Annotated in this window: 20 protein-coding genes; 12 read left to right on the top strand and 8 right to left on the bottom strand. The window is 39.7% G+C overall.

Annotated elements, in window-relative coordinates; all coding sequences use genetic code 11:
- The first annotated feature begins 3 nt into the window (after window positions 1-3).
- The 5 genes from OCV73_RS00645 to OCV73_RS00625 all read left to right on the top strand — a co-directional run bounded on the left by OCV73_RS00645 (window position 4) and on the right by OCV73_RS00625 (window position 12,639).
- The gene (locus tag OCV73_RS00645) at window positions 4-2,004 is read left to right on the top strand and encodes a RagB/SusD family nutrient uptake outer membrane protein (protein ID WP_243764629.1); all 2,001 of its coding nucleotides are present in this window, start codon (window positions 4-6) and stop codon (window positions 2,002-2,004) included.
- A 159-nt stretch (window positions 2,005-2,163) separates the two neighbouring features.
- The gene (locus tag OCV73_RS00640; RefSeq protein ID WP_147548366.1) at window positions 2,164-4,434 is read left to right on the top strand and encodes a GH92 family glycosyl hydrolase; all 2,271 of its coding nucleotides are present in this window, start codon (window positions 2,164-2,166) and stop codon (window positions 4,432-4,434) included.
- A gap of 64 nt (window positions 4,435-4,498) precedes the next feature.
- Complete coding sequence (locus OCV73_RS00635; RefSeq protein WP_147548365.1) at window positions 4,499-6,673, top strand: beta-glucosidase family protein; 2,175 nt, start codon at window positions 4,499-4,501, stop codon at window positions 6,671-6,673.
- 130 nt (window positions 6,674-6,803) lie between these two features.
- The gene (locus OCV73_RS00630; RefSeq protein ID WP_147548364.1) at window positions 6,804-9,098 is read left to right on the top strand and encodes an alpha-L-rhamnosidase-related protein; all 2,295 of its coding nucleotides are present in this window, start codon (window positions 6,804-6,806) and stop codon (window positions 9,096-9,098) included.
- A 22-nt stretch (window positions 9,099-9,120) separates the two neighbouring features.
- On the top strand, window positions 9,121-12,639 hold the full coding sequence (locus tag OCV73_RS00625; protein ID WP_147548699.1) for an alpha-L-rhamnosidase: 3,519 nt from the start codon (window positions 9,121-9,123) through the stop codon (window positions 12,637-12,639).
- Window positions 12,640-12,665: 26 nt separating this feature from the next.
- On the opposite strand, the gene OCV73_RS00620 is transcribed toward OCV73_RS00625, so the two are convergent.
- Window positions 12,666-13,538: an AraC family transcriptional regulator gene (locus OCV73_RS00620; RefSeq protein ID WP_147548363.1), complete on the bottom strand. Its 873-nt coding sequence runs from the start codon at window positions 13,536-13,538 to the stop codon at window positions 12,666-12,668.
- Between the two features lie 129 nt (window positions 13,539-13,667).
- On the opposite strand from OCV73_RS00620, the gene OCV73_RS00615 reads away from it, so the two are divergent.
- From OCV73_RS00615 to OCV73_RS00595, 5 genes are all read left to right on the top strand, one after another.
- Window positions 13,668-14,672: a uroporphyrinogen decarboxylase family protein gene (locus OCV73_RS00615; RefSeq protein WP_147548362.1), complete on the top strand. Its 1,005-nt coding sequence runs from the start codon at window positions 13,668-13,670 to the stop codon at window positions 14,670-14,672.
- Between the two features lie 14 nt (window positions 14,673-14,686).
- Complete coding sequence (locus tag OCV73_RS00610; protein WP_147548361.1) at window positions 14,687-15,325, top strand: corrinoid protein; 639 nt, start codon at window positions 14,687-14,689, stop codon at window positions 15,323-15,325.
- Between the two features lie 75 nt (window positions 15,326-15,400).
- A complete protein-coding gene (locus OCV73_RS00605) occupies window positions 15,401-16,069 on the top strand; it encodes a vitamin B12 dependent-methionine synthase activation domain-containing protein (RefSeq protein ID WP_147548360.1) in 669 nt (222 codons plus the stop codon).
- A 4-nt stretch (window positions 16,070-16,073) separates the two neighbouring features.
- Entirely contained in the window at window positions 16,074-17,084 is a 1,011-nt protein-coding gene (locus tag OCV73_RS00600) for a uroporphyrinogen decarboxylase family protein (RefSeq protein WP_147548359.1), read from the top strand.
- Window positions 17,085-17,162: 78 nt separating this feature from the next.
- On the top strand, window positions 17,163-18,485 hold the full coding sequence (locus OCV73_RS00595; protein ID WP_147548358.1) for an MFS transporter: 1,323 nt from the start codon (window positions 17,163-17,165) through the stop codon (window positions 18,483-18,485).
- Window positions 18,486-18,626: 141 nt separating this feature from the next.
- Here OCV73_RS00595 and OCV73_RS00590 read toward each other — a convergent pair whose 3' ends face one another.
- From OCV73_RS00590 to OCV73_RS00575, 4 genes are read right to left on the bottom strand one after another with little or no spacing between them, the layout of a single operon-like run.
- Entirely contained in the window at window positions 18,627-19,520 is an 894-nt protein-coding gene (locus OCV73_RS00590; RefSeq protein WP_147548357.1) for a hypothetical protein, read from the bottom strand.
- 14 nt (window positions 19,521-19,534) lie between these two features.
- Window positions 19,535-19,987: a DUF6108 family protein gene (locus tag OCV73_RS00585; protein ID WP_147548356.1), complete on the bottom strand. Its 453-nt coding sequence runs from the start codon at window positions 19,985-19,987 to the stop codon at window positions 19,535-19,537.
- A gap of 21 nt (window positions 19,988-20,008) precedes the next feature.
- A complete protein-coding gene (locus OCV73_RS00580; protein WP_147548355.1) occupies window positions 20,009-20,479 on the bottom strand; it encodes a hypothetical protein in 471 nt (156 codons plus the stop codon).
- Window positions 20,469-20,981, bottom strand: a complete 513-nt coding sequence (locus OCV73_RS00575) for an RNA polymerase sigma factor (protein WP_147548354.1) — start codon at window positions 20,979-20,981, stop codon at window positions 20,469-20,471. Before OCV73_RS00575 ends, OCV73_RS00580 begins: the two co-directional genes overlap by 11 nt.
- A 529-nt stretch (window positions 20,982-21,510) precedes the next feature.
- Between OCV73_RS00575 and OCV73_RS00570 the strand changes: the two genes are divergently transcribed.
- A complete protein-coding gene (locus tag OCV73_RS00570; protein WP_147548353.1) occupies window positions 21,511-21,774 on the top strand; it encodes a zinc ribbon domain-containing protein in 264 nt (87 codons plus the stop codon).
- A gap of 137 nt (window positions 21,775-21,911) precedes the next feature.
- On the opposite strand, the gene OCV73_RS00565 is transcribed toward OCV73_RS00570, so the two are convergent.
- The gene (locus OCV73_RS00565) at window positions 21,912-22,574 is read right to left on the bottom strand and encodes an MgtC/SapB family protein (RefSeq protein WP_147548352.1); all 663 of its coding nucleotides are present in this window, start codon (window positions 22,572-22,574) and stop codon (window positions 21,912-21,914) included.
- Window positions 22,575-22,966: 392 nt separating this feature from the next.
- Window positions 22,967-23,443, bottom strand: coding sequence for a Dps family protein (locus OCV73_RS00560; protein ID WP_147548351.1), 477 nt, complete (start codon window positions 23,441-23,443; stop codon window positions 22,967-22,969).
- Window positions 23,444-23,779: 336 nt separating this feature from the next.
- Here OCV73_RS00560 and OCV73_RS00555 point away from each other — a divergent pair, with 336 nt between their 5' ends.
- Window positions 23,780-24,115 carry a DUF3795 domain-containing protein gene (locus tag OCV73_RS00555; protein WP_147548350.1) on the top strand — a complete coding sequence of 112 codons (336 nt, stop codon included), beginning with the start codon at window positions 23,780-23,782 and terminating at the stop codon, window positions 24,113-24,115.
- A 152-nt stretch (window positions 24,116-24,267) separates the two neighbouring features.
- On the opposite strand, the gene OCV73_RS00550 is transcribed toward OCV73_RS00555, so the two are convergent.
- A complete protein-coding gene (locus tag OCV73_RS00550; protein ID WP_147548349.1) occupies window positions 24,268-24,639 on the bottom strand; it encodes a DUF488 domain-containing protein in 372 nt (123 codons plus the stop codon).
- Window positions 24,640-24,967 lie beyond the last annotated feature (328 nt).

Below are 24,967 nucleotides of genomic sequence, written 5' to 3'. Positions count from 1 at the left end.
ATTATGAAAAACAATATGAATCATTTAATATATAAAGGATTTTGTATATATCTTTTGCTGATCTTCAGTTCGTGTACCGATTTTCTTCTTCAAGAACCGATTTCGGATGTTACTCCTAAAAATTATTTCACGGACGATACTCAGGTAAGTGCTTACGTTATAAATTGCTATAATATTATTCCTACACCGAACAGAGGTGATCAATCTGTTGCAGGATATGATGATATAACCGATAACCAAGCCTCTATTTATCCTAAAGTAACGAGATTTTCAGATCAATATAAGACTGTCCAAACAGGCGGAGACTGGGACTTTAGTGAAATTTACAGGTGTAATTATTTCTTCCAGTCTGTTCTTCCGAAATGGAAAGCAGGAGAAATTCAGGGCAATCAGGTAAATGTAAAGCATTATATAGGTGAAATGTATTTTTTACGGGCTTATGCCTATTTTAAGAAATTACAGCTTCTTGGAGATTTTCCTATAATCACGACAGTCTTGCCGAATGATGAGAAAGTTCTGCTCACGGCGAGCAGGCGTATGCCCCGAAATGAAGTTGCCCGTTTTATACTTGCCGATCTGGATTCTGCCAAGATACTTCTGGAAAATGTTTCGCCTGACGGTATGAAAAATCGCATATCAAAACCATGTGCGCAATTATTTAGTTCGCGTGTCGCTCTTTTCGAAGCTACCTGGGAAAAATATTTTAAAGAAACGGCTTTTGTTCCTAATGGACCGGGCTGGCCTGGAAAGACTAAAAGTTATAATGCTTCGTATCAATTTCCTTCTGGTAGTATTGATAATGAAATAGCATTTTTCCTGGATAAAGCGATGGTAGAAGCAAAAGCTGTTGCCGAGTCAACACCTCTGGTAGAAAATACGTATTTGTTACAGCAATCGGCAAGTGATCCTATAAATCCTTATTATGATATGTTTGCACAAACGAACATGTCAATTTATCCCGAGGTGCTTATGTGGAGAAAATATGATGTCGGTCTTGGTGTGACTAACGGCAACAATGAAGAACTGCAAGGAGGCCGGATTAACATTACACGGGGTATGGTTGATTGTTTCCTGATGAAAAATGGTTTGCCAATTTATGATCCGGATTCTCAATATCAGGGTGATGATTCCATACCGGCAGTAAGAAAAGACAGAGATAACCGTCTATTCCTGTTCCTGAAAGAACCCGGACAGAAAAATGTTCTTTTTACTTCCGACCAGCAAACCAGTACCGTACCTATCGAGTTGGAATCTCCTATTGTGAACCTCAAAGGCCGTTCGAAAGCTTCAGCTACCGGATATGATTTGCGTAAAGGTTTGAATTTTGATGCCTCGACTTGCTTGACTGATTCGAAAAATACGACCGGTACATTGGTTTTCAGGGCTGTAGAAGCATATCTTAACTATATAGAAGCCTGTTATGAAAGGACGGGCGGATTGGACGATTATGCCGATGAGTACTGGAAACAAATAAGAAAAAGAGCCGGTGTCGATATAAATTACAGAAAAACCATCGATGCAACACAAATGGATCGAGAAGCTTTGAATGACTGGGGGGCTTATTCTGGCGGCAGGCTGATTGACTCCGAACTTTATAATATACGCCGCGAAAGACGTTGTGAGCTGATGGCGGAAGGATTGAGAAATATGGATATTTTGAGATGGAGGGCAATGGACCAGATGATTAATCTTCCTTATCATATTGAAGGCTTTAAACTTTGGGGACCTGTGATACAATACCAGTATCCTTCGGCTTACCTTAAATATGATAAAGGAAATTCCAGTACGGTTTCCAGTCCCAAAACAAGTCTTTATTTTAGACCTTATGAAGTAGTTCCGTCATCCATTGTATATAATGGTTTGAAGTGGAAAATGGCACATTATTTAAGTCCTATAGCAGAGGAACATTTTCAGGTAACATCCGGAGATGGTACAGATGTATCTTTGTCTCCTATTTATCAAAATCCCGGTTGGCCTACTAAAGCTAATCTTACTGCGGAATAGGTTTTTATTAAGGTGATATTAAGTCATCGGCCGGATTGTAAATAGTCAGTTCGGCCGATTTTTTAAAATCGTTATCCGGTTTTATTTTAAAGGGTTATTGAAATACGTGAATGTTTTGTTACCGGTATAAGTTTTTAGATTCTGGAAAATTAAAAAGTTATGAAGATAATGCGGTTTTTTCTCCGGCTGTTTTTGATACTGAGCGTGGTCTTGAATTTTTGTTCCTGCAATAGTCCGGGAAAAGAGAAGGATCCGGTGGACTATGTGAATCCTTATATGGGAAATATCAGCCATTTGCTGGTACCGACTTTCCCTACGGTGCATTTGCCCAACAGTATGCTTCGCTTTATTCCCAACAAAGAATCATATACGAGCGAGCAGATGTATGGAATACCGCTTGTTACGACAAGCCATCGTAGTCCATCTTCTTTCAGGATAAGCCCTTTCCGAATGGTAGGAGACAGTGTTTGTCTTAAGGGATATAGTTATGATAATGAAATGGTTGAGCCTTATCGTTATATTGTCCGTTTTGATGAGGAAGAAGTGGATATCGATTATGCGCCTTCCCATCAGTCTGCCGTATGTCATTTCCATTTTGAAGATAATAATGGCAATCTCATTTTAACCGCTGTAAACGGGGAATTGGAGGTTTCGGGAGATACGGTAAGGGGGTATGAAATACTCCGTGACGGAAAAACGAAAGTATTTATATATCTGGAGACGAAAGAGATGCCTGCAAGAGCGGGAATAGTGCGAAAAAATAATAAAGTGGATTATACTCGTACGAAATATAGTGGTAGGGATGCTTCAGTAATATTATGTTTCGGTACTCCCGATATACATATCCGTTACGGCATCTCGTATATCAGTGGAGAGCAGGCGCAGAAAAATATGCAGAGAGAGATTGATACATACGATACCGGTATAATTGCCCGCCGGGGACGGGATATCTGGAATAATGCGTTGGGGAAGATAAAGGTGCAGGGTGACAATGAAAATGATAAAGTGGTGTTCTATACCTCCCTGTACCGGATATACGAACGGATGGTGAATATTTCCGAAGATGGGAAATATTATAGCGGTTTCGATAAGAAGGTGCATGAGGATGAAGGAATTCCTTTCTATACGGATGATTGGGTATGGGATACTTACCGGGCGGTTCATCCGTTGAGAATACTGATCGAACCGGAAAAACAAGCTTGGATGATCCGGTCTTTCATACGAATGGCCCGGCAGACTCCTGAGGGTTGGATGCCTACATTTCCCGAAGTAACGGGTGACAGTCACCGTATGAACGGGAACCACGTTGTTTCTGTCATTGCCGATGCCCTTTGTAAAGACTTAACCGGATTTGATGTATCTCAAGCATATAAGGCCTGTAAAAGTGCGCTGTCCGAAAAATCTCACTTACCTTGGTTACGTATTCCGAAGACCGAACTGGATGACTTCTTTACCCGGAACGGATATTTCCCCGGATTGAATATAGGGGAAACCGAATCTGTGAAAGAGGTCGACTCCTGGGAACGAAGACAATCCGTTGCCATCAGTCTTGGAGCTTATTACGATTATTGGTGTCTTTCGAGAATAGCCCGAAAACTGGGCATGAAGGATGATGTGAACGATTTTCTCATAAACTCCCAGGGTTATAGGAAGCTATATAATAAAGAAACTGCATTTTTTCATCCCCGGAATAACAAAGGTGATTTTATTGAAGGAGTGGATTATAAGTTTAGCGGAGGATTGGGAGCAAGAGATTATTATGATGAAAATAACGCCTGGACTTATCGGTGGGCCGTACCTCATAATATAGCGGATATGGTTTCATTAATGGGAGGAAACGAAAAGTTTGTCGGGAATCTTGACAGGACATTCCGGGAACCGTTGGGTAAACCCAAATATGAATTTTATGCGCAACTACCTGACCAGACAGGGAATGTCGGTCAATTTTCCATGGGTAATGAACCCTCATTACATATTCCCTACTTGTATAATTATGTAAAACAACCCTGGAGAACCCAGAAGAAGATACACCGTCTTCTTGATCAGTGGTTCAGGAATGATCTCATGGGAATGCCGGGAGATGAGGACGGAGGCGGAATGTCGGCGTTCGTAGTATTCTCTTCTCTTGGCTTTTATCCTGTGACGCCCGGTTTGCCTATGTATGCGATAGGGAGTCCCCGCTTTGAGAGATCCCTTATAAAGTTGGGTAACGGAAAAACTTTTGAAATCATTTGTGAGCATTATGCTTCGGAAAATAAATATATACAGTCGGCAAGACTGAACGGAAAAGTATGGAATAAATCATGGTTCAGCCATAAGGATATTATGCGAGGAGGAAAACTGGAGCTTGTTATGGGCAAATATCCGAATAAAGCGTGGGCGAGTGATGACAGTTCAGTTCCTCCCTCTTTTGAAATGGAAGATGAATGAATTGATTTTTGTCTTTCGTGATAATATATTCCGGTGTAATTAATTATGCATATATAAACTGTTTATGAAAAGAAAAACGATTATTTTAGGTCTTTTGGTTAGTTCGGTAATATTCGCTTCGGCGCAAAAACGACCAATACCGGTTTATTTGGATGATTCTAAACCGGTAGAACAACGCATAGAAGATGCCATTTCCCGGATGACGGTGGAAGAAAAAGTAGCGATGTGTCATGCTCAGGCAAAATTCAGTTCAGCCGGAGTACCCCGGTTAGGAATTCCGGAAATATGGCATAGTGACGGCCCCCATGGTATACGGAATGAAACATTATGGGATGATTTTGCCGGGGCAAAATGGACGAACGATTCCTGTACGGCGTTTCCCGCGCTGACTTGTTTGGGAGCTACTTTTAATCCGGTGCTGGCATATGAGTACGGAAAAGCAATAGGAGAAGAGGCCAGGTATCGGAAGAAAGATATTTTATTGGGTCCTGGTATAAATATTTACCGGTCTCCGATGAACGGTCGTAATTTTGAATACATGGGAGAAGATCCGTATCTTAGTTCGGTTCTGGTAGTCCCTTATGTTCAAGGGGTACAGGAAAACGGGGTTGCGGCGTGTGTAAAACATTATGCACTGAATAATCAGGAAAAATGGCGCGGACATATCAATGTCGAGCTAAGTGACCGTGCGTTGCATGAGATATATCTTCCAGCGTTTAAAGCCGCAGTACAACAAGGTCGTGCATGGGCGATTATGGGTGCATACAATAAGTTAAGAGGTACTCATTGTTGTCATAACGATTATCTGCTGAATAAGTTGTTGAAAGAAGACTGGAAGTTCGACGGGGTCGTGGTCAGTGACTGGGACGGTACTCATGATACAGACGAGGCTGTGAGGAACGGGCTGGATATTGAAATGGGGACGTTTAAGCGGCAACCGGAAAATGATCCGTTTACTTACAGAGATTTTTATCTCGCGGACGCTTATCTGGCCGGTTTGAAATCGGGAAAATATACCGGGAAGGAATTGGATGACAAGGTTCGCCGCATTTTACGCCTTATGTACCGTACGACTATGGACCGGAATCGTCCCTACGGAAGTTTTGCAACAAAAGAGCATGCCGGTGTGGCGAGGCGAATTGCAGAAGAAGGAATTGTGTTGCTGAAAAATCAGAATGATTTTTTTCCGGTTATTCCCGGAAAGTATCGAAAAATTCTTGTTGTGGGAGAGAATGCTGTCCGACCGCTGACCGTGGGTGGAGGTTCTTCGGAATTGAAAGTAAAAGAGGAAATATCTCCCTTAAAAGGATTGATTGATAAGTTTGGCGGCGATGTAATCGAATACGTGCAAGGATATAGCTCGGATCGAAAACAAGATGATTGTCTTCTGGCCGGTGAAGCTCTGGAAAAGGCTAAGGTTGCGGACATTGTTCTTTTTATCGGCGGGTTGAATAAAGAGCTTTACCAGGATTGTGAAGGGGAAGACCGTAGAACATTTGAACTTCCTTACGGACAAAATGAACTGATAGAAAAGCTATGCCATACAAATAAAAATACCGGAGTCATCCTTATCAGTGGAAATGCGGTGGCAATGCCCTGGGTAAAAAAGGTCCCGGCAATTATGCAGTCATGGTATTTGGGATCTGAGGCGGGGAGTGCAACGGCAAATGTTATTTCGGGAAAGGTGAATCCTTCCGGGAAACTTCCTTTTAGTATTCCTAAGCGATTAGAAGACAACGGTGCTCATTTTTATGGAGACCTGTCTTTCCCCGGAGACGGGACAGATGTTTGTTACAAAGAAGACATATATGTCGGTTATCGTTGGTTCGATACGAAAAAGATTGTTCCGCAATTTCCTTTCGGATATGGATTGTCTTATACCAATTTTAAATTCGGTAAAATTAAATCGGATAAAAAAGAATATAGAAAAAATGAAACGATTCTTTTATCTGTGGAGTTGACCAATACGGGAAAAATGGCAGGAGCAGAAACGGTGCAGATATATGCTTCCCAGTCGAATCCTTCATTAGAACGCCCGTTAAAAGAATTGAAAGGTTTTTCAAAAGTGTTCCTGAAAGCAGGGGAAAGTACGGTCGTTAAGGTCGAAATACCGGTTGACAGGCTGGCTTTTTATGATGATACGAGCAAAGACTGGAATATAGAATCGGATCGTTTTACGCTTCATTGCGCTTCTTCTGCTACCGATATTAAAAGTTCTGTAACTGTGATAGTAAAATAATGATTATCTTCGTGATATGGTTTCGGCCGTGCCGCGAAGATATAATAGTAGGTAATTGTAAGCCTTCGGATTGACATGCGGATTTTCGGTGTGAGAATGAAAAACAAAAATTCTTAATCTGTATATAACTATGAAACAAGGGATAATATCGTTAATAGTTTTTTTTATCAGTTTTACGGTTTATTCTGCCGACTGGAAAGCAAAATGGATCGTTGCTTTTGATAATCAGAATGTAACTAATTCCTGGTATGTGTTTTGTAAACAGACTGACGTTGCTAAAGTTCCGGGACAGGCAATAGCCAGGATAGCCGTAGACAGTAAATATTGGTTGTGGATAAACGGGGAGCCTGTTGTTTTCGAAGGAGGTTTGAAAAGGGGACCTAACCCTACCGATACTTATTACGATGAGATAGATATCGCTCCTTGGCTGAAGCAAGGAAAAAATACTGTTACTGTACTTATGTGGTATTTCGGGAAAGACGGATTTTCGCATATAAGTAGTGGGAAAGCAGGTTTGCTTTTTGAATGCGTGACCCCGGAATGGGAGATTATAAGCGATAAGACCTGGAGAGGAAGTGTGTTGAAATCGTATGGTATGAGTAAAGGGCCTGTACCCAATTTCCGGCTGTCGGAGTCGAATGTTTCATATGATGCCCGACAAGAGATAGGGGACTGGACTTCTTCCGGTTTCGATCCGAATAAATTACAGGAAGTGCGTGTATTTGGTGAAGCAGGATGCTATCCGTGGAATAAATTGCATAGACGTAGTATTCCTATGTTCAGAAATTACGGACTGAAATCGTTTCCCGAAAAATATCGAAGCGGAGACACCCTTATATGTAAACTTCCTTATAATTGTCAGTTCACCCCTTATATAAAGCTGAAGGCTTCTGAAGGAAGGGCAGTGAAGATGTTTACGGACAGTTATCTGCTTTTCAGCCCTTCTACCTGCATATATGGAGAATATATTACGAAAGACGGAATACAAGAGTATGAACATCTGGCCTGGATCAACGGACATAAAATGTATTATGTTATTCCTGACGGCGCCGAAGTTATAGATGTGCGTTATAGAGAGACGGGATATGATGCCGATTTTTCAGGTTATTTTAATTGTTCCGATGATTTTTTGAACCGGCTATGGAAAAAATCCTGTCGCTCTTTGTATATTACAATGCGGGATAATTTTATGGATTGTCCCGACAGGGAGAGAGCCCAGTGGGCGGGCGATGCTGTTAATGAATCATTAGAAGCATATTATGCTTTGTCGGTTTCGAGTCATAAGCTTGTGAGGAAGTGGCTTGAAGAAACGGTGAACTGGCAGCGTCCTGACGGAAGCATGTTCGCTCCCGTTCCGGCCGGTAACTGGTTCGATGAACTTCCCGGACAGGTTCTGGCTACAATAGGTGAATATGGCATATGGTATTATTACATGTATTCAGCCGATAAGACGTTGATTAAAGAGTTGTACCCTAAGATAAAAAAGTATTTGGAATTGTGGGAGCCGGATGGAAAAGGAACGATGAAATTCAGGAATGGAGACTGGACATGGGGAGACTGGGGAGAGCATAAAGATATGGTTTTGCTATATAACCTTTGGTATTATATAGCTGTTCGCGGCATGTATAATATGGCTGTCGAGCTGGATTATGCGAACGATGCAATGTCTTACGGAGCATTCCTGGAAAAATTTAAGAAATCGTTCAACGGGCAATTCTGGAATGGGAATGCATATCGCCATCCTCTCTATGAAGGGGCTGTCGATGACCGGGTACAGGCTTTGGCTGTTGTTTCGGGTATTGCCGATAAATCCAAATATCCTTCAATATTGAATATTTTTAAGCAGGAAGAACATGCCAGCCCTTATATGGAGAAATATGTTTTCGAAGCGATGATGCTAATGGGATATGAAAAAGAAGCTATAGCACGGCATGAGAAACGTTTTGCCTATATGGTGAATCATCCCGACTATACTACATTGTTCGAAGGGTGGGGGATCGGAAAAGACGGTTTCGGAGGGGGAACCGTTAATCATGGCTGGAGTGGCGGCGGGTTAGTTGTCTGTTCTCAATATATTTGCGGGGTATCGCCAGTCACTCCCGGGTTTGAAAAATTCCGGATTATGCCACAGCCCGGTCCCTTGAAATATGCCGAAACGAAAGTGCCTTCGGTAAAAGGCGAGATCAAATCGGCGTTTCAGGTTAAAGACAAGAAATTTTATTTGCAGGCAGGAGTTCCCGAAGGATCGAATGCAACGATAGGTATTCCGAAACTAAGGAAATATAAAGTGATAAAAATAAACGATCGCTTGGTCTGGAGCCATGGAAAGTATGTCGATAACGGTATTGTATCGGAGGGAATAGTGACAGATAGGTATATTACTTTTAGTTGCCCTGCCGGTATTTATTCTTTTATCGCTGAATAGAAATATGTATATAGAGGATTTTATGCGTGTGTTGGGATTTGCTACAGTATTGATATGCAGTTGCTTGTTTTGTATTTCTGCAAAGGCTGGAATAACGGTGGAGCATCTGAAAGTTGAATATGAACACGAGCCGTTAGGAATAGAGACCGGGAATCCCCGGTTCAGCTGGCAGATGACGGTCGATGACGGCCGTCGCGGATGTTATCAGAAAGCTTACCGGATTACCGTTTCGGATGAGTCGGGTAAGACTGTCTGGGATTCAGGTAAAACAGGGAGTGACGAATCCTTGAATATCCGTTATGACGGATTACCGCTAAGTCCGGAAACCAGATATGACTGGATATTGCAAGTATGGGACCAGGATAATGAGCGACATTCGGCGACTTCCTGCTTCGAGACCGGACTGATGCAGCCGGACCGGATTTCTTCCGCATGGAACGGGGCACAATGGATAGGCAGCAATGATCTGGTACTTTATGCGCATTATCTTCCCGTCTATAAAGTTAGCTGTACTTTACAATTCGATGAATCTTCCGGGACGACTAAAGCGGCTTTTGTCTATGGTGCGAATGATTATCGTTTAATGGATAAAAACAAGAATATCTATAATATCGAGAGCAAATACAATGAGTCATATATCGCTGTGGAGATAGATGCAGGAAATTTGAAGAAGAACGGGCTTGCCTCCCTGAACGTTTACAGGGTAGGATATCATCCTTCGGACAAAAAAGATGTTCCATTTAAAAGTTTCGAAATACCCTTGTTTGTCCTTAATAAAGATAATAGTTATCAGAAACACCGACTGTATATTAATTCTGTATACGGATATACACAGATATATATTAATGGTCGAGAAAAGCAAAATTTAGTCGCTGAATTGAATCTGAATCCGTTGGGACAAGGAGGTGATTTTATTACGTTTCCGGTTTTAGGGGAAATAGGATTTCAGGTCTGGCCCGGAATGAAAGCTTCTTTTTCCGATATTGAAATCAAGAATTACCGGATGCCTTCCAATACGTTGTACTCGGATAAACATAGATACGATCTGACCGGAGGGCATAACGGAATATTACGGACGAAGAATGTAAACAGGAATGCCGCACCCATGTTACGAACCGTTTTTAATTCCGAAAGTTCCGGACGGGTAACAAAAGCCCGTTTATATATTACAGCCCGGGGAATATATGAAGTTTACATAAATGGTAAGCGTGTCGGGAATGACTATTTTAATCCCGGTTTATCCCAGTATAATAAAACGCATTTTTATCATGTATATGATGTGACTTCTCTGATCGGTCCCGGTAAAAATGCAATAGGAGCCATATTAAGTGAGGGATGGTGGAGCGGAGGTATTACTTATAGAGGAGATGCCTGGAACCTTTTTGGAGACAGGCAGTCGTTACTGGCGAAACTGGTCGTTACTTATTCGGATGGAAGAGAAAAAATTGTAACGACTCGTCCCGATTCCTGGAAATGTTATAGCGAGGGCCCTGTAACGTACGGGAGTTTCTTCCAGGGGGAGGTTTATAATGCCGGGCGGGAAGATGCGGTGAGAGGATGGTGCACGGCCTCTTACGATGATAGCAGGTGGAAAAACGCATCTGTTATACCTCTTGCTGGCAATACGGCTCCGGCGGTGCATCATGGTCTATTGCAAAATGAGTATGATGATATGAGGCTGATGTGTGATATAGGCCCGTCTCCCCGTAAGATAAAGGAACTATCGGCTGTTTCGGTCAAAGAGGTCCGTCCCGGCGTATATATTTACGATATGGGACAGAATATGGTAGGCGTGCCTCTGATTAAATTGACAGGTTGTGAATCCGGGAAAAAAATTACGTTGCGGTTTGCGGAGATTTTATATCCGGATTTACCTCAGTATGAAGACAATAAAGGTATGCTCATGCTGGAAAATATCAGGGGAGCTATGGCGCAGGATATTTATATAACCCGGGGTGGAGAAGAGACGATAAATCCCCGTTTTACTTTTCATGGTTATCGTTATGTAGAAATCACAGGAATTTCTTCTGCCCTTCCGGTAAGCGATGTAAAAGGAGAAGTCATCAGTTCGGTTCATCATCTGGCTTCTAATTATGAATCTTCAAATGAGGATGTCAATAAATTATGGAAAAATATAACTTGGTCGACATTCGGTAATTTTTTGTCTATTCCTACCGATTGTCCCCAGCGGAATGAGAGAATGGGATGGAGTGGCGATATATCGGTTTTTTCCCGTACCGCTACTTATCTGGCCGATGTACAGCCGTTTTTGAAGCGTCATATAAAGGCCATGCGTGATGTGCAGCGTAGTGACGGCAGGTTTGCCGATGTCGCTCCGGTCGGTGGTGGCTTCGGTGGTGTATTATGGGGAAGTGCCGGTATTACTGTTGCCTGGGAAAATTATATGCAATATAACGACCGGCAATCTCTTTCGGAACATTACGATGCCATGAAGGATTATATTGATTTCTTATATAGAAAAAATATTGACCGTGAGAGCGGGATATTCGTTCAGGACGATCCGGGTGCGTGGGGAAATCTGGGAGATTGGCTGAGTCCGGAGGACGACAGGAATGATAAGACTCTTCTTTGGGAGGCATATTTTATTTATGATTTGGAACTAATGGCTAAGATCGCTTCCGTACTGAATAAAAAAGAAGATGAAGCCTTTTTCAAAAAACTTTATGAGGAAAGAAAGTCTTTCTTTAATAAAACATATATAGATGTTATTACGGGAAAGACAATTCATTCCGGAGGAAAACAGTTCAGTAAGTATAAAACGGAAAGAGGAGATTTGGTCGACAGCCAAACTTCTTATGTATTACCTTTAGCTTTTGATTTACCTGACAAAAAAGATAGAAGTAAAATTTTGGAAAATCTTGTCGGTACTGTTATACGTGAGAATAAGACCGACGACGGAATAGATTGTATTCCTTATTCCCTCATGACCGGTTTTATCGGTACGGCCTGGATTAATGTCGCTTTATCGGCTAACGGCCGGAGCGATATTGCTTATCGTCTCCTTCAGCAGGATAGTTATCCTTCTTGGCTTTATCCGGTGAAGCAAGGGGCTACTACGATATGGGAACGCTTGAATTCTTATACTCGTTCCAATGGCTTCGGTGGAAATAATCAGATGAATTCATTTAATCATTATTCTTTCGGTGCGGTAGGTTACTGGCTGTATTCCTGTTCTTTGGGAATAGAGAGAGACGAAAATTATCCGGGATTTAAACATTTTATATTAAAACCTGAACCGGATCCTACAGGGAAAATGACATATGCCCGAGGATATTATGATTCTATGTACGGCCGTATAGAAAGTAGCTGGAAAGTAGAAGGAACGAAATGTCACTATAAATTTACAATTCCGGCGAATACGACTGCAATATTGTATTTAGAAACTTTATATCCGCAAAATGTGAAAAAGGGCGAGGTTTCTGTTTCTCCCGGTATGGAAGGCGTAACTTTTAAAGGTAGAGAGAACGGGAAATATGTTTATGAATTATCTTCCGGTATGTATGATTTTACTGTTCAATGATAACTAAGGGGGATGTGATACGGGTTCTATTCTTGCATGTGGAAATAATTGCGATATGATTTTGGAGTATGGTTTGTATACGTTTTAAATAGAGAGTTGAAATGTGCCAGATTATTGAATCCGCAGTCATAAGCTATAGTCGATATTTTGTTGTCGGTATTAGCTATTAATTTACAGGCATATGCTATCCGGAATTCATTTAAAAATTCAAAGATGGTTTTGCCTGCAACTTTCTTGAACCGGCGGCAAAGAGCGGAACGGTTCATGCACACAGAGTCTGCGAGTTCTTCGAGCGTGATTTCCTGCTGGTAATGTTTGTTTATATAAGTTATTACTTTCTGATATACGGTATCCTGGCTGATGTCATTGTTTTGGTAGTTATAAGAGGCCAGAACGGTATAACCGTTTGATTCTCCCAATATGTTGAGTATGGTATACAGCTGGATAATTTTTTCGAATCGCTTGGTTTTAGGTATCGAACGGATAAGTTCGATCAGTTTTTTATTCCCTTTGGAAAAGAAATAGACGCCTCTTTCCGCTTCTTTTAATATATGATAAATTGATTTGAATCCAGGCATTTGTTTATAATCCAGAGGAAGTAATTCCTCTTTAAATTGAATGCATATGGATTGGCATATTTCTTCACAGTCTTCTTTATAGAACCTGTTGTCGCTTAAGTAAAAGTGGGGCAGTCCTTTTCCGAATACGGCAATATCGCCCGGTTGGAACCGGCCTACATAATCACCACAGAAACATAAACCGTCTCCTTTTTCGATCAATATGATTTCGAATTCAGGATGGAAGTGCAAAGGAGAAGAAAAGTATTTTTCTTCAAATATGGTTGCTTTGAATGAGCTTTCGTTATCAGGTATGATTTTTTCAAAGGTTAGTTTTTTCATGGTTTTATCTCTAATATTAGATATAGTGCAAATATAGAATATTTTTCGGCAATTTCTGAATATATATTAATAAATATCTTACCATATCTTTGCTTAAAAGTGTCTTTAATTAAATAATATAATATCGAAATGACAAAGCGCGAAGTAGTGAGGGCCGTTCTGGAAGGTAAAAAGCCTCCTTATGTACCTTGGTCTTTTAAGTTTACACAGGAACCGAAAGAATTATTACAAGAATATTATGGAGTGGAAGATCTGGATGTTCCATTAGGAAATCATATATTAAACTTGGGAAATGATTATGGCTTTTTCGATTATTTGGGAAATAATCTTTATCAGGATGTTTTTAAAGTGATATGGGACAGGAGTGTGGATAAAGATATAGGCGATGTAAAAGGTTGTTTACTTTCGGAACCGACATTGAAGGACTATACGTTTCCAGATCCGCATGATCCGCGTTTTTATGATAATATCGAATCGGAAATAGAAAAAAAACCGGATTTATTTCGTTGTTTCCAGATAGGCTTTTCATTATATGAACGGGCTTGGACGTTACGTGGTATAGAGAATCTGTTAATGGATTTTTATATCAATCCCGGTTTTGTTCATGAACTACTGGACGCGATATGTGACTATAATCTGGCTCAGGTAGACAAAGCGTTGGAGTATGATATTGATGCTGTTTACTTTGGAGACGATTGGGGACAACAGGTCGGATTGATTATGGGATACGACTTATGGAGGGAATTTATTTATCCCCGTTTGAAACGTATGTACGGCCGTGTCAGAGAAGCAGGAAAGTTCGTCATGATTCATAGTTGCGGAGATGTGGATGAGTTGTTCGATGATTTGATATCCATAGGTTTGAACTGTTTTAATCCGTTTCAGCCCGAAGTAATGGATGTATATGATATATTGGCCCGTTATAGGGGACGTCTGGCATTTCATGGAGGGCTCTCTATGCAGAAGACTTTACCGTTTGGAACCCGGGATGAGGTCGTGGCCGAATCAAAAAAATTACTGGAAGCAGGAAGAGACGGAGGATACATTTTTTCTCCTTCTCATTCGGTTGAGGGGGATACTTCGTTGGAAAATATACTGGCATTTATTGAGGTGGCGCAAGATCAATTAAAATAAAAATAATATATATTATGGAGGCATTATTAGATAAGATTCAGGTCGCAATCGAGACCGGCAAACTCGAAGTGGCGACAGAGAATGTAAATAAAGCTCTTGAAGAGGGAGCTAACCCGCAGGTTATTATCAGCGACGCACTTATTAAAGGAATGGAAGTCATAGGGCAACGTTTTCAGGATGGAAAAGCATTTGTTCCCAATTTATTGATGTCTGCCCGGGCCATGAAAGGCTCGCTGGAAATACTCAAACCTTTATTAAGTGATGGAAATAATGCTACACTGGGGAAAATTGTAATCGGAACCGTGAAAGGCGATTTGCACGATATAGGTAAAAATCTTGTTGCTTCTATGTTCGAGGGGTGTGGGTTTGAAGTGATTAATCTGGGAATTGACGTTTCAAGTGAACAATTTGTAAAAGCGGTAAAAGAGTTGAATGCCGATATCGTATGTTTGTCGGCGTTATTGACTACGACAATGAATTATATGGCAGAAGTGATTAAAGCCTTGGAGGATGCCGGAGTACGGGATAAAGTGAAAGTCATGGTAGGAGGAGCTCCTTTGAATGATAATTTTGCAAGACAGATTAAGGCGGATGCTTATACTTCGAATGCTAATGCTGCGGTGCAAAAAGCAAAAGAATTATTGGGAATGTGAAATGATTTTATAGATTAGGGCAAACATCCCATGAGTTAAAGGCTGGATAGGACTTTTATTTTATACTGATCTCTTATGAAATATTGTAGACTGAATCTTTCCTCGTTGAATATAGATAAAGGGGAGATTTTTCTTGGAATGGGGTATAAGAAACATATACCGGAAGAAAATATTTTGTTATCCGTAGATAGGATTTATAATGAAATTAGCCGGATTTGTGATCCGCAATATGTTTATGAGATCTATGACGGAAGTGTTTTAGATAAGGTTTCGGTAGAAATCGGCTATAAACGTTTTAAGCCGGGAAGAATAATCACCCGTTACTTGTATGGAATGGAGAAGTGTTGTGTTTTTGCCACGACTGCGGGAACAGCGTACGATAAATATAAGAAGCAACTTCGGGACAAAGGTGAGATTTTGGAGGAATTCATTGCTGATTCCATAGGAAGCGTAATTGCGGAAGCCTGTGTAACAAAGATTTCCGATGAGCTGGCAATGAATGTAAATGATGATTTTACTTATCCTTATAGTCCCGGATATTGTGGGTGGAAACTTACAGAGCAGCAATTGTTATTTTCTTTGTTGCCGGATAATCCTTGCGGAATAATATTGACTGACTCTTGCCTTATGTTGCCTATCAAGTCGGTGAGCGGAATTATCGGAATAGGCAGAAATATAGAACGGAAAGCATATTCATGCAATATTTGCGAAAATAAGAATTGTTACAAACGAAAGGAGGTATAGAGTTATGAGAAATATGAGAAAATGGATGGAAGAAACTTTAAATTCTTCAAAACGGTTGGCTATTCCTATCATGACACATCCGGGAATTGAAATGACGGGAAACCGCGTAATTGATGCAGTTACTGACGGACAGGTCCATTATGAAGCCATCAAAAGACTGTATGATATGTATCCGGCAGATGCCTGTACTACCATCATGGACCTGACGGTAGAAGCGGAAGCATTCGGAGCAGATGTGGTTTTTCCTGAAAATGAAGTGCCGAGCGTGGTGAACAGGCTTGTTTCGGATTACGATTCTGTGAAAGCGCTTGAAGTACCTTCACTGGAAAAAGGCCGTGTAGCGGAATATTTGAAAGCTAATCGTCTGGCAGCCGGGAATATCAAGGAAAAACCCATTTTTGGCGGGTGTATAGGGCCTTATTCATTGGCCGGGCGGTTATTCGATATGACGGAAATCATGATGGCTATATATACCGAGCCTGATACAGTCAGTTTATTACTGGATAAATGTAGTCAATTTATACTGAAATATTGCCGGGCGATGAAAGAATCAGGGATAAACGGTGTAATAATGGCCGAGCCTGCGGCCGGACTTATCAGTAATGAAGATTGTTCACTTTATTCTTCCCGGTATATAAAGGCTATTATAGAAGAAGTACAAGATGATAATTTCATGATAGTCCTGCATAATTGTGGTAATACGGGACATTGTACCGGAGCTATGCTGGAAACGGGAGCCATGGGATATCATTTCGGAAATAAGGCTGATATGCTTGAAATATTGAAACAGGTTCCGCAAAATGTTTTGGTTATGGGAAATCTTGATCCGGTAGGAGTTTTTAAAATGATGTCTTCCGAAGAAGTTTTCTTAATTACGAGAAAGTTACTTGAGAAAACAGTACAGTATAAGAATTATATCATTTCATCGGGATGTGATGTCCCCCCGAATGTGCCGTTAAAGAATATAAAAGCGTTCTATGAAGCGGTTCGGAGTTTCAATGCGGACAGGATATAAAGCCGGATAAGAAAACAAAATAATAATTTCTTTTTTAATTATCCGCCTGTAAAAAACAGACTTTAAAAAATAATGACCATGACACAAAAACAGAATCAAACAAACTATTTGGCTCCTTTTATCACACTGGTAGTCTTATTTTTCTTTGTCGGATTTTTAACTACAGCTAACGGTCAGTTTCAAGGACCGTTGAAATCCGCATTTTTAAGTGGAGCGGGCGATTTGAAAAATACTTTCGCCACATTAATATCTTTTTCCTGGTTTCTGGCTTATCCGGTAACGGGAGGAATCGGTTCGGCGTGGGCTACGCGGTACGGTTATAAAGGAACTTTAATCCGCGCCTTACTGATTATGGTCGTCGGATTGGGTATTTTTTGGTTATCTTCGTTTTATACGGTGAAATTTCCTGAATCGAAAATACATCTGGCATCGGCTGTAATTCCTTGGGGATATTTTATCTTTTTATTGGGATCTTTCGTAGTAGGGTCGGCTGCTACTATCCTTCAGGTTGTTATTAATCCTTACTTGACAGCTTGTAATGTGAAAGGTACTCAGGCTGTCCAGAGACTGAATATAGGAGGAGCTTCAAATTCGGTAGGAACTACGGTTGCACCGTTCTTCGTTACCGGAATTGTTTTCGGGGGAATTGCGATGGAAGATGTACAGGTTGCTCAGCTTCAAGCCCCTTTTATGTGGTTAATGGTCGTTATTGCTATTGTAGCGGTCGTTATGTCGCGGTTAAGTCTGCCTGATATACAGGGAACAAAAGCGGAAAAGGGTGAGAAGCTTGAAAAAAGCGTGTGGTCGTTCAGTCATCTCACGTTGGGTATCATCGCTATTTTCTTTTACGTGGGTGTGGAAGTATGTGTGGGTGCGAATATTAATTTATATGCGCTGGAGCTGGAAAATAAGGGAGAGTTATTTTCATTTTTCGGTTTGCATTCTATGACTATTTTTGATGTGAATTTTTCTATACCTGCGTTGATGGCGACCCTTTATTGGGCGGGAATGCTGGCCGGAAGACTTATATCCGGTTCTTTAAGCAGGATCTCTCCCGATTCGCAGCTGGCATTTGCTGCGGTATTTGCAGCATTGTTTACTCTCTTAGCTATTATATTGAACAATCCTTGGTTACTGGTGGTAGTAGGATTATTTCACTCGGTTATGTGGGGAGCTATTTTTACACTATCGGTCAATAAGTTGGGAAAATATACGTCGGTAGCTTCCGGGGTCTTTATGATCGGTGTGATTGGCGGAGCTTTACTTCCGCTTTTTCAGGGGATATTTGCCGATGCCATGCAGGGGAGCTGGAGATTGACTTGGGCGATTGTCGTTTTGGGTGAGATATACATCTTATATTATGCGATATGGGGTTGCCGGGTAAAGCAACTGGCGGAATAGTCGCGTCTATTATTATACATAGATAATTTTTAGAGAGAAATATTATTGCTTTTGACGATTGTGTGTATCTGAAATGCGTGTTATGATAATGCCGGAAGACAATGAGTCTTTCCGGCATTGTTGTAGGTGGATTTGTTTAGATCAGAATAAAAGCATAATACCCGTAGAAAAACTTTGCATATCGGGGCCGTATTTGCTTTGCATAATGTTGAACGGTGAATACTTGGCGTAGAAACCAATGAAGTTGTACCCCGCTTGTAAAAGAATATCCATATTGACTGGGTTTGGGTTTATGTTCTTGTGAAATATTTTGTGTTCCGTATCTTCAACTTTGTACAAAGTCTTTAGGCTGCTGTAAGTCTTGATATTCATTACCGGACCTATTGAAAAGAAAAAATTGCGGTTAGATTCAGGTTGCCATTCGAATAGGAGAGGAATTGTAATATCCAGTGTTTTAAGTCTGGAATATTTCAGGCTCATGTTTTCGTTGCATGGCTGTATGAGAATATGTTGATTCTCTTTTACAAAGTACCGGTTATCGTCCATTACATAATTACGCCAGTCAAGTCCGATACCCGATACCAGCCCGTAATTGCGTTTGCTTTTTGTTAGCCTGTAGGAAAAAATATTCCAGAATATTTCGTATGAACGTGAGAAATTAATGGATACACCGTTAGGTTTATTGATAAAACTCATACCGTCCATAGCTTGACAGAATCCGAATCCGATACCACTCCAATGCGGTTTCATCCGATTTCTTTTTTTCTCGTTATTTCCTATCAGATCAGAGAAGGGAAATGTAATGGATTCGTTTAGTTGCCAGGTTTCGTGACGGTTTCCATTATTGAAGCGGGCTTCGTATATTTTTTCAAGGGAGGTTGTATCCTGATAAACGTTTACCGTAATAAATTCTGTAGAATCGTTGATTACGAATTTTTTATCATTGAAAGTGAATGTTGTGTCCGGTTTTTCATCTGGGACGGCGAAAGCCGGAATCGACACGGTACATAATAGTAAGATAAGTAGTTTTTTCATAAGTATATATTTTATTATTGTTTTTTCTTGTTTATGAAGATGTTGATGAGCGAATCGAGTTCGGTATTTCCTTCCATATAAATAAGGGTTGCCGATGCCGAACCTTTTTTCCTGAATAAAATAAAACGGTTCGGACCATCTTTTTTATCTGGCGGCAATTGATAGTAGCAGGCGAGTGTTTTGTTCCCCGATTTGATGATCTCGCTGTTAGATGCATTTCTTCCGTCCGCCAGTACTGCTTTTTCAAATTTCAATACGTCGTCCTGAGAATCCTGTATCGAAACACTGTAGAAGATATCCAGGTGATATGGTTTTAATTTTTTACCTTTCAGATAGATTACGACGGCTTGTTCCTTATCATTGTATTCTCCTGAAAAAACAGGTTCTATATTAAGTCCTTTCTGTGCATATATGCTGTTCCAGGACAACAATAGTAAAAATGTGAGTATGGATAATATTCTTTTCATTTGCCGTATTATATGCTTATGTTATTTATTGGCCGGTTGTCCTAAAATATCGAATAACTCCTGCTCTATCGAAATTTCGGTATTATCGAATTCGGCCAGGGATTGTTTCATTTCTTTCAGGACTATTTCCGATTCAGTATATTTTTTACCATGGATATATACGATATATTCATCATTCTTATTATGTAGTGTAAAATAACCTATTATGATACCAATAAGTGCCGCAGCTACGATGCTACGGGCGAGGTAATGATATAGCGGAATTTGTGATGCTGCCTTGTTTCGGTGAAGTTTGTGCAAAGCTTGTCCCGTTGCGGTGTAAGCCATCGTAGCCAGATCATCACGGAATTCTTTATTCGATTCCTGTGTGAGCAGATATTGCCTGAGTTTTTTTTCTTCTTCTCCGGTGGTTGCTCCTTCGTAATACTTTTTAAGGAGTTTTTTCCAGTCAGATGAGCTGCTACAGGGCTGGTGTACAGGGCTATTTTTCATGAGTCAAACGGCTATATTGGTTTCTTATTTCTTTTCGGGCCCGGGATAAATTCATACGAACGGCTGTAGGTTGCATATTGAGTTCTTGTGCTATTTCTTCGATTTCATATCCTTCGAACTCTTTCATTTCCAGTATTTTTTGTTGCAATTCAGATAACTCCCGATCTATAATTTGTTTTACCAGTATGAATTTTTCCCGGACTTCCAGTTCTTTGTCTGTTGTGTCGGAAATTTGAATATTTTCTGTTTCAATACTTATTTCATGATTCCGAATACTTTGATGATGTCTGATATTGTCGATACAGATATTGTGTGCCGTGCGTATAACCAAAGCGGAAGCTTCTTTTTCATCATGGATACGGTCCTTGATTATCCAAAGCCTGGAAAAAGCTTCTTGTACTGCGTCCGAAGCATCCTCTTCGTTCCTTAGCAGTCGTCCTGTCATCTGAAGCAGATTCTTTTTTAACTTCAGGTAAGCAGTAAGTAACGGTTCCTGGCTCATAAAATATTCATGATAACTTTTCGCACTATATCTATTTGTTTTATCTGATAACGAAACAGAAGAGAATTTGTAACACAAAAAAAGAAATATTTTTTTATATGTCAGATAAACCGGCGTAAAATATTTTACTCGAAGTTAAAATAATGGCATTGTAGAATCTTTCGAGAATGATTATAAAAAAGACCGTTTGTCCTCGCGACAGACGATCTTCGTAGGCTTTAAATCTATTTCAGTGAAAAAGCGAAGTTGTTTTTTTAATTTATTTGCTCATTAAATTGTATTTGTTCCGTAAAAGGGTATGATACTATTTTCGAGTATGGCTTTTAGTTGTAATGCAAAGTAGATTAAAAGAGATTACATGCATGTGTATTTTTTAATAAGACGGTTTTACGAATGGTATATTATAGTTGACGGTTATTATCAATGAAATAGAAAATAAGATATTCTTTGTTTAAATTGTTGAATTATTATGGAAATAATATTATATTTGTTTTGTTATAGATAGTGGAAATCAGAATATGAATTAATTATGAAGCGCAAAAGACATTTTTGCCAAAGTTGTGGTATGCCTATGGATCATGATCCGTTGGGGGGTGGAATTAATGCCGACGGTTCATTGAACGAGGAATATTGCAGCTTTTGTTATCAGAATGGTAAATTTACGAAAGAATGTTCAGCGGCCGAATTTCAGGAATATTGTCGTAAGATATTAAGAGAGAACGGTCATTCCCGTTTTATTTCATGGTTTTTTACCCGGGGAATAAAATATCTTAGCCGTTGGAAAAAGAAATAGTAATTGTTTTTTATGATAGACGGATTTTTTCCTGATAAATATTAGTATGATTTATTAGGGATAATAAGGGAATGTATGCTGTTGTGTTATTGCTGAAAAATTGTGTAAATGATATATGCATTATTATATTATCCTTATCACTCTATTTTTTCGATTATTAAATTCGGTTGCCCTTGCAGAAATAAAATAAGCTCTTTTTCGTCTCTGTTGTCTCTCGTTTTTACTACCATTGATACGTGGTATAATATTTTGTCTTCGGATATTTCTTTTTTTACCGAATAACTGACGAATCGGCCGTTAGCAGAAGTTATTTTTTCTGTTATTTTTTTCAGGTTGTTTTCTTCGCTTGTACAAAATTCTAACGATATACTGTGCATTCCTACTTTCCTGAAAATAATAGAAAGGAGTTCGAGTCCAAGTAAAGTAAATGTGGTCGCAACAATGCCGACTCCATATAATCCGCCTCCTATGGCCAGTCCTATGCCCGAAGTGGCCCATATTCCTGCTGCTGTTGTAAGGCCACGGACAAATTGCCTTTGAATAATTATAGTGCCGGCACCGATAAAACCTATACCGCTTACGACTTGTGCTGCTACACGGCTGGGGTCCAGTCCTATGCCGTTTTCACCTAATACGCCTTCGAATCCGTATTGAGAAACGATCATAATAAGGGCGCTTCCCAGAGAGACCAGAAAATGGGTACGGAACCCGGCTTCTTTGGCTCTGTATTCCCGTTCGAGTCCTATGACTGCTCCTAATATTCCTGCTAAAAATAATCTGAAAGTAAATTCCCATAACATATCAATACCTCCTGTTTTTTAATTATAAACTATTTATGTATCTATTGTAATTTATTGGTTATTAATCTTTGATAAGAGTTTTAGTCCCTGGTTTCATGAACTTTGTTTATTCAGTGTAACCGATATTTGTGTAAATTGTTTTCGGAACAGTAAATATGTACGGTTACAGACTATATGTATACGGTGTAATTCTTATATAGATTATGTCGGATGTAATTATAATCTGGGCTTATATTCCCGGATTATCATTCGAAAGCCAATAGATCGGTATCTGATTTCAAAATTATATTTTTTTCTGGATATTATTTGTTTTCCTAATGACATAATAGGTGTTTAACTATAAAAAATCCCGGAAAAACTTCCGGGATTTCTTTATAATATCGTATTTCTATTTAAAGAGAAGTATATGCTCTTATCATCCAGATCATTTTTTCCTGTTTTTTCAGTAGATCGCTCATCATAGATACGGTAACTTCGTCGGATGCTTCTGAAGCGACAGACAATAATTTATGTTCTTCTGAAATAAAATGCCGGAATGTTTCTTCTATATTCGTTAATGCTTTGTCCGCGTTATCTATATATTTTGATTCTTTGATCCGGGAAATTTTAAGATAATCGCTGTACCGGTGATTGGGAATGCCTCCGAGCATTAAAATTCTTTCAGCCAATTCATCTACGGTTTCGGCTGCATCATTGTACATTTCTTCAAATTTACTATGGAGCATAAAAAATGAATGGCCTTTTATGTTCCAATGAAAACTTCTGAGGTTGGTGTAATAAATTTGAAAGTCGGATAGAAGTTGTTGTAACCCGTTTATTACATTTTCTACTTTTTTTTCATCCAGTTGGATATAATCTAATGTTTTCATATTACTTATTGTTTATTTGTTTTTGTTTGATACAAATGTATATATATGTATGTTATAAATCAAACTGATTATATCAATATATATATTGATGAAATCTATACTTTCGTATGGATAAGTTATGGTGAAACGTGTTATTAAATATTGTACTATCGGGTAAACTCGATTCAATTTTTTTTATATTTGGCGCAGTCAGAGAATAGTTGTCAGGTTTTAAGTCAACTCTAAAAGATGATGGTATGTGAAAGCATAGCATGAAGGTGCGAAAAAGAGTATGTGTCCGTTTTTATGATTTTAAAGAACTCTGTTTTTTAATGAAATAACTGTAGATTATTAAAAATGAAACAATTAATTGCATGCTGTGGATTGGATTGCGAAAGTTGCGACGCCCGCATGGCCACAGTCGCAAATGACAATGATTTAAGAGAGAAAACCGCTCAAAAGTGGAGTGAAATGAATAATGCTCCGGAAATTACAGCAACAACCATCAATTGCATGGGGTGTCGTACAGGCGGTGCGAAATTTGCATATTGCAGCGATTATTGTGAGATTCGCAAGTGTGTATGTGAAAAAGGATTTAATACTTGCGGTGACTGCAAAGAATTGGATAGTTGCCGAATTGTCGGTTCTGTTTTTCAGTATGCTCCCGGTGCAAAGGAAAATCTTTTGCGATAAGCAATGAATCATTCGGTGTGCTGGATGATTTAAGTATGGAGGGAAACATGATTGAATTATTACATTTGCTGGTTAAAACGGTAAAGGATCTGTTTGGGGGAACTTTTACCCAATCCTGCTGTTTTTTACAACCCGGTAAATAGAAGAATAAGCTAATATTCGATATGGAAAACTTTATTCAGATACTCTTTGAGTACCTGGGCATGGTTTTGTACAGGATTTTTTGCTGCGTAGAGTAAGGTTATAGTATTATAATGTCCGATATCTTGAATCGATTGCCGAACTTGTTCCGAATTTGATAATTCAAATATATATCTGTTGCGAAACTCTTTCCATCTATTCTCCGGATCGGTATGGTACCACTTCCGTAGCTCCGGAGAAGGAGCCAGCTCTTTTGCCCATAAGTCATAATGCAGATTTTCTTTACGTACGCCTCTTGGCCATAAACGATCTACCAGTATACGATATCCGTCTTCTGCAGAATATTCTTCGTAGACACGCTTTATTTTTATTGTTTTTGTCATTGTTATTGTAACTTTTAAAAAGTTGAAACTATTTGTACTGCTATAAGCTATTAAAAAGTTGTTTCTCCGGTTGCGGAGATTCTTTGAACACTATGTTTTTTTCAGGATATGCTGGTGGAGAGTCGCGTTGAACGCTTTCAGCTTTGTCATTAAAAGATGATATTCTTCACCTACGTCTTCGGGGGCGGGCAATAATTATTACATAGAATAGAGATCTTACGGTATAGTTCTCCTTCTGTGTGCCCGGCTATGATGACCGATATACGAGCGGCGATGCCGCCGCAATAGAAAGGAGATATTTGTGCCTTGTATATTTTTATATTGTTTC

Source organism: Barnesiella propionica (genome assembly GCF_025567045.1).
Taxonomy (GTDB): domain Bacteria; phylum Bacteroidota; class Bacteroidia; order Bacteroidales; family Barnesiellaceae; genus Barnesiella_B; species Barnesiella_B propionica.
This window is presented reverse-complemented; position numbering and strand designations above follow the sequence as displayed.

Excerpts from the sequence above, each read along its gene's own strand:
- OCV73_RS00600 (WP_147548359.1), top strand. The coding sequence starts at position 16,074 with ATGAGAAATATGAGAAAATGGATGGAAGAAACTTTAAATTCTTCAAAA.
- OCV73_RS00645 (WP_243764629.1), top strand. The coding sequence starts at position 4 with ATGAAAAACAATATGAATCATTTAATATATAAAGGATTTTGTATATAT.
- OCV73_RS00590 (WP_147548357.1), bottom strand. The coding sequence starts at position 19,520 with ATGAAAAAACTACTTATCTTACTATTATGTACCGTGTCGATTCCGGCT.
- OCV73_RS00630 (WP_147548364.1), top strand. The coding sequence starts at position 6,804 with ATGAAACAAGGGATAATATCGTTAATAGTTTTTTTTATCAGTTTTACG.
- OCV73_RS00625 (WP_147548699.1), top strand. The coding sequence starts at position 9,121 with ATGCGTGTGTTGGGATTTGCTACAGTATTGATATGCAGTTGCTTGTTT.
- OCV73_RS00570 (WP_147548353.1), top strand. The coding sequence starts at position 21,511 with ATGAAGCGCAAAAGACATTTTTGCCAAAGTTGTGGTATGCCTATGGAT.
- OCV73_RS00615 (WP_147548362.1), top strand. The coding sequence starts at position 13,668 with ATGACAAAGCGCGAAGTAGTGAGGGCCGTTCTGGAAGGTAAAAAGCCT.
- OCV73_RS00605 (WP_147548360.1), top strand. The coding sequence starts at position 15,401 with ATGAAATATTGTAGACTGAATCTTTCCTCGTTGAATATAGATAAAGGG.
- OCV73_RS00565 (WP_147548352.1), bottom strand. The coding sequence starts at position 22,574 with ATGTTATGGGAATTTACTTTCAGATTATTTTTAGCAGGAATATTAGGA.
- OCV73_RS00635 (WP_147548365.1), top strand. The coding sequence starts at position 4,499 with ATGAAAAGAAAAACGATTATTTTAGGTCTTTTGGTTAGTTCGGTAATA.
- OCV73_RS00580 (WP_147548355.1), bottom strand. The coding sequence starts at position 20,479 with ATGAAAAATAGCCCTGTACACCAGCCCTGTAGCAGCTCATCTGACTGG.
- OCV73_RS00575 (WP_147548354.1), bottom strand. The coding sequence starts at position 20,981 with ATGAGCCAGGAACCGTTACTTACTGCTTACCTGAAGTTAAAAAAGAAT.
- OCV73_RS00640 (WP_147548366.1), top strand. The coding sequence starts at position 2,164 with ATGAAGATAATGCGGTTTTTTCTCCGGCTGTTTTTGATACTGAGCGTG.
- OCV73_RS00595 (WP_147548358.1), top strand. The coding sequence starts at position 17,163 with ATGACACAAAAACAGAATCAAACAAACTATTTGGCTCCTTTTATCACA.
- OCV73_RS00585 (WP_147548356.1), bottom strand. The coding sequence starts at position 19,987 with ATGAAAAGAATATTATCCATACTCACATTTTTACTATTGTTGTCCTGG.
- OCV73_RS00555 (WP_147548350.1), top strand. The coding sequence starts at position 23,780 with ATGAAACAATTAATTGCATGCTGTGGATTGGATTGCGAAAGTTGCGAC.
- OCV73_RS00620 (WP_147548363.1), bottom strand. The coding sequence starts at position 13,538 with ATGAAAAAACTAACCTTTGAAAAAATCATACCTGATAACGAAAGCTCA.
- OCV73_RS00550 (WP_147548349.1), bottom strand. The coding sequence starts at position 24,639 with ATGACAAAAACAATAAAAATAAAGCGTGTCTACGAAGAATATTCTGCA.
- OCV73_RS00560 (WP_147548351.1), bottom strand. The coding sequence starts at position 23,443 with ATGAAAACATTAGATTATATCCAACTGGATGAAAAAAAAGTAGAAAAT.
- OCV73_RS00610 (WP_147548361.1), top strand. The coding sequence starts at position 14,687 with ATGGAGGCATTATTAGATAAGATTCAGGTCGCAATCGAGACCGGCAAA.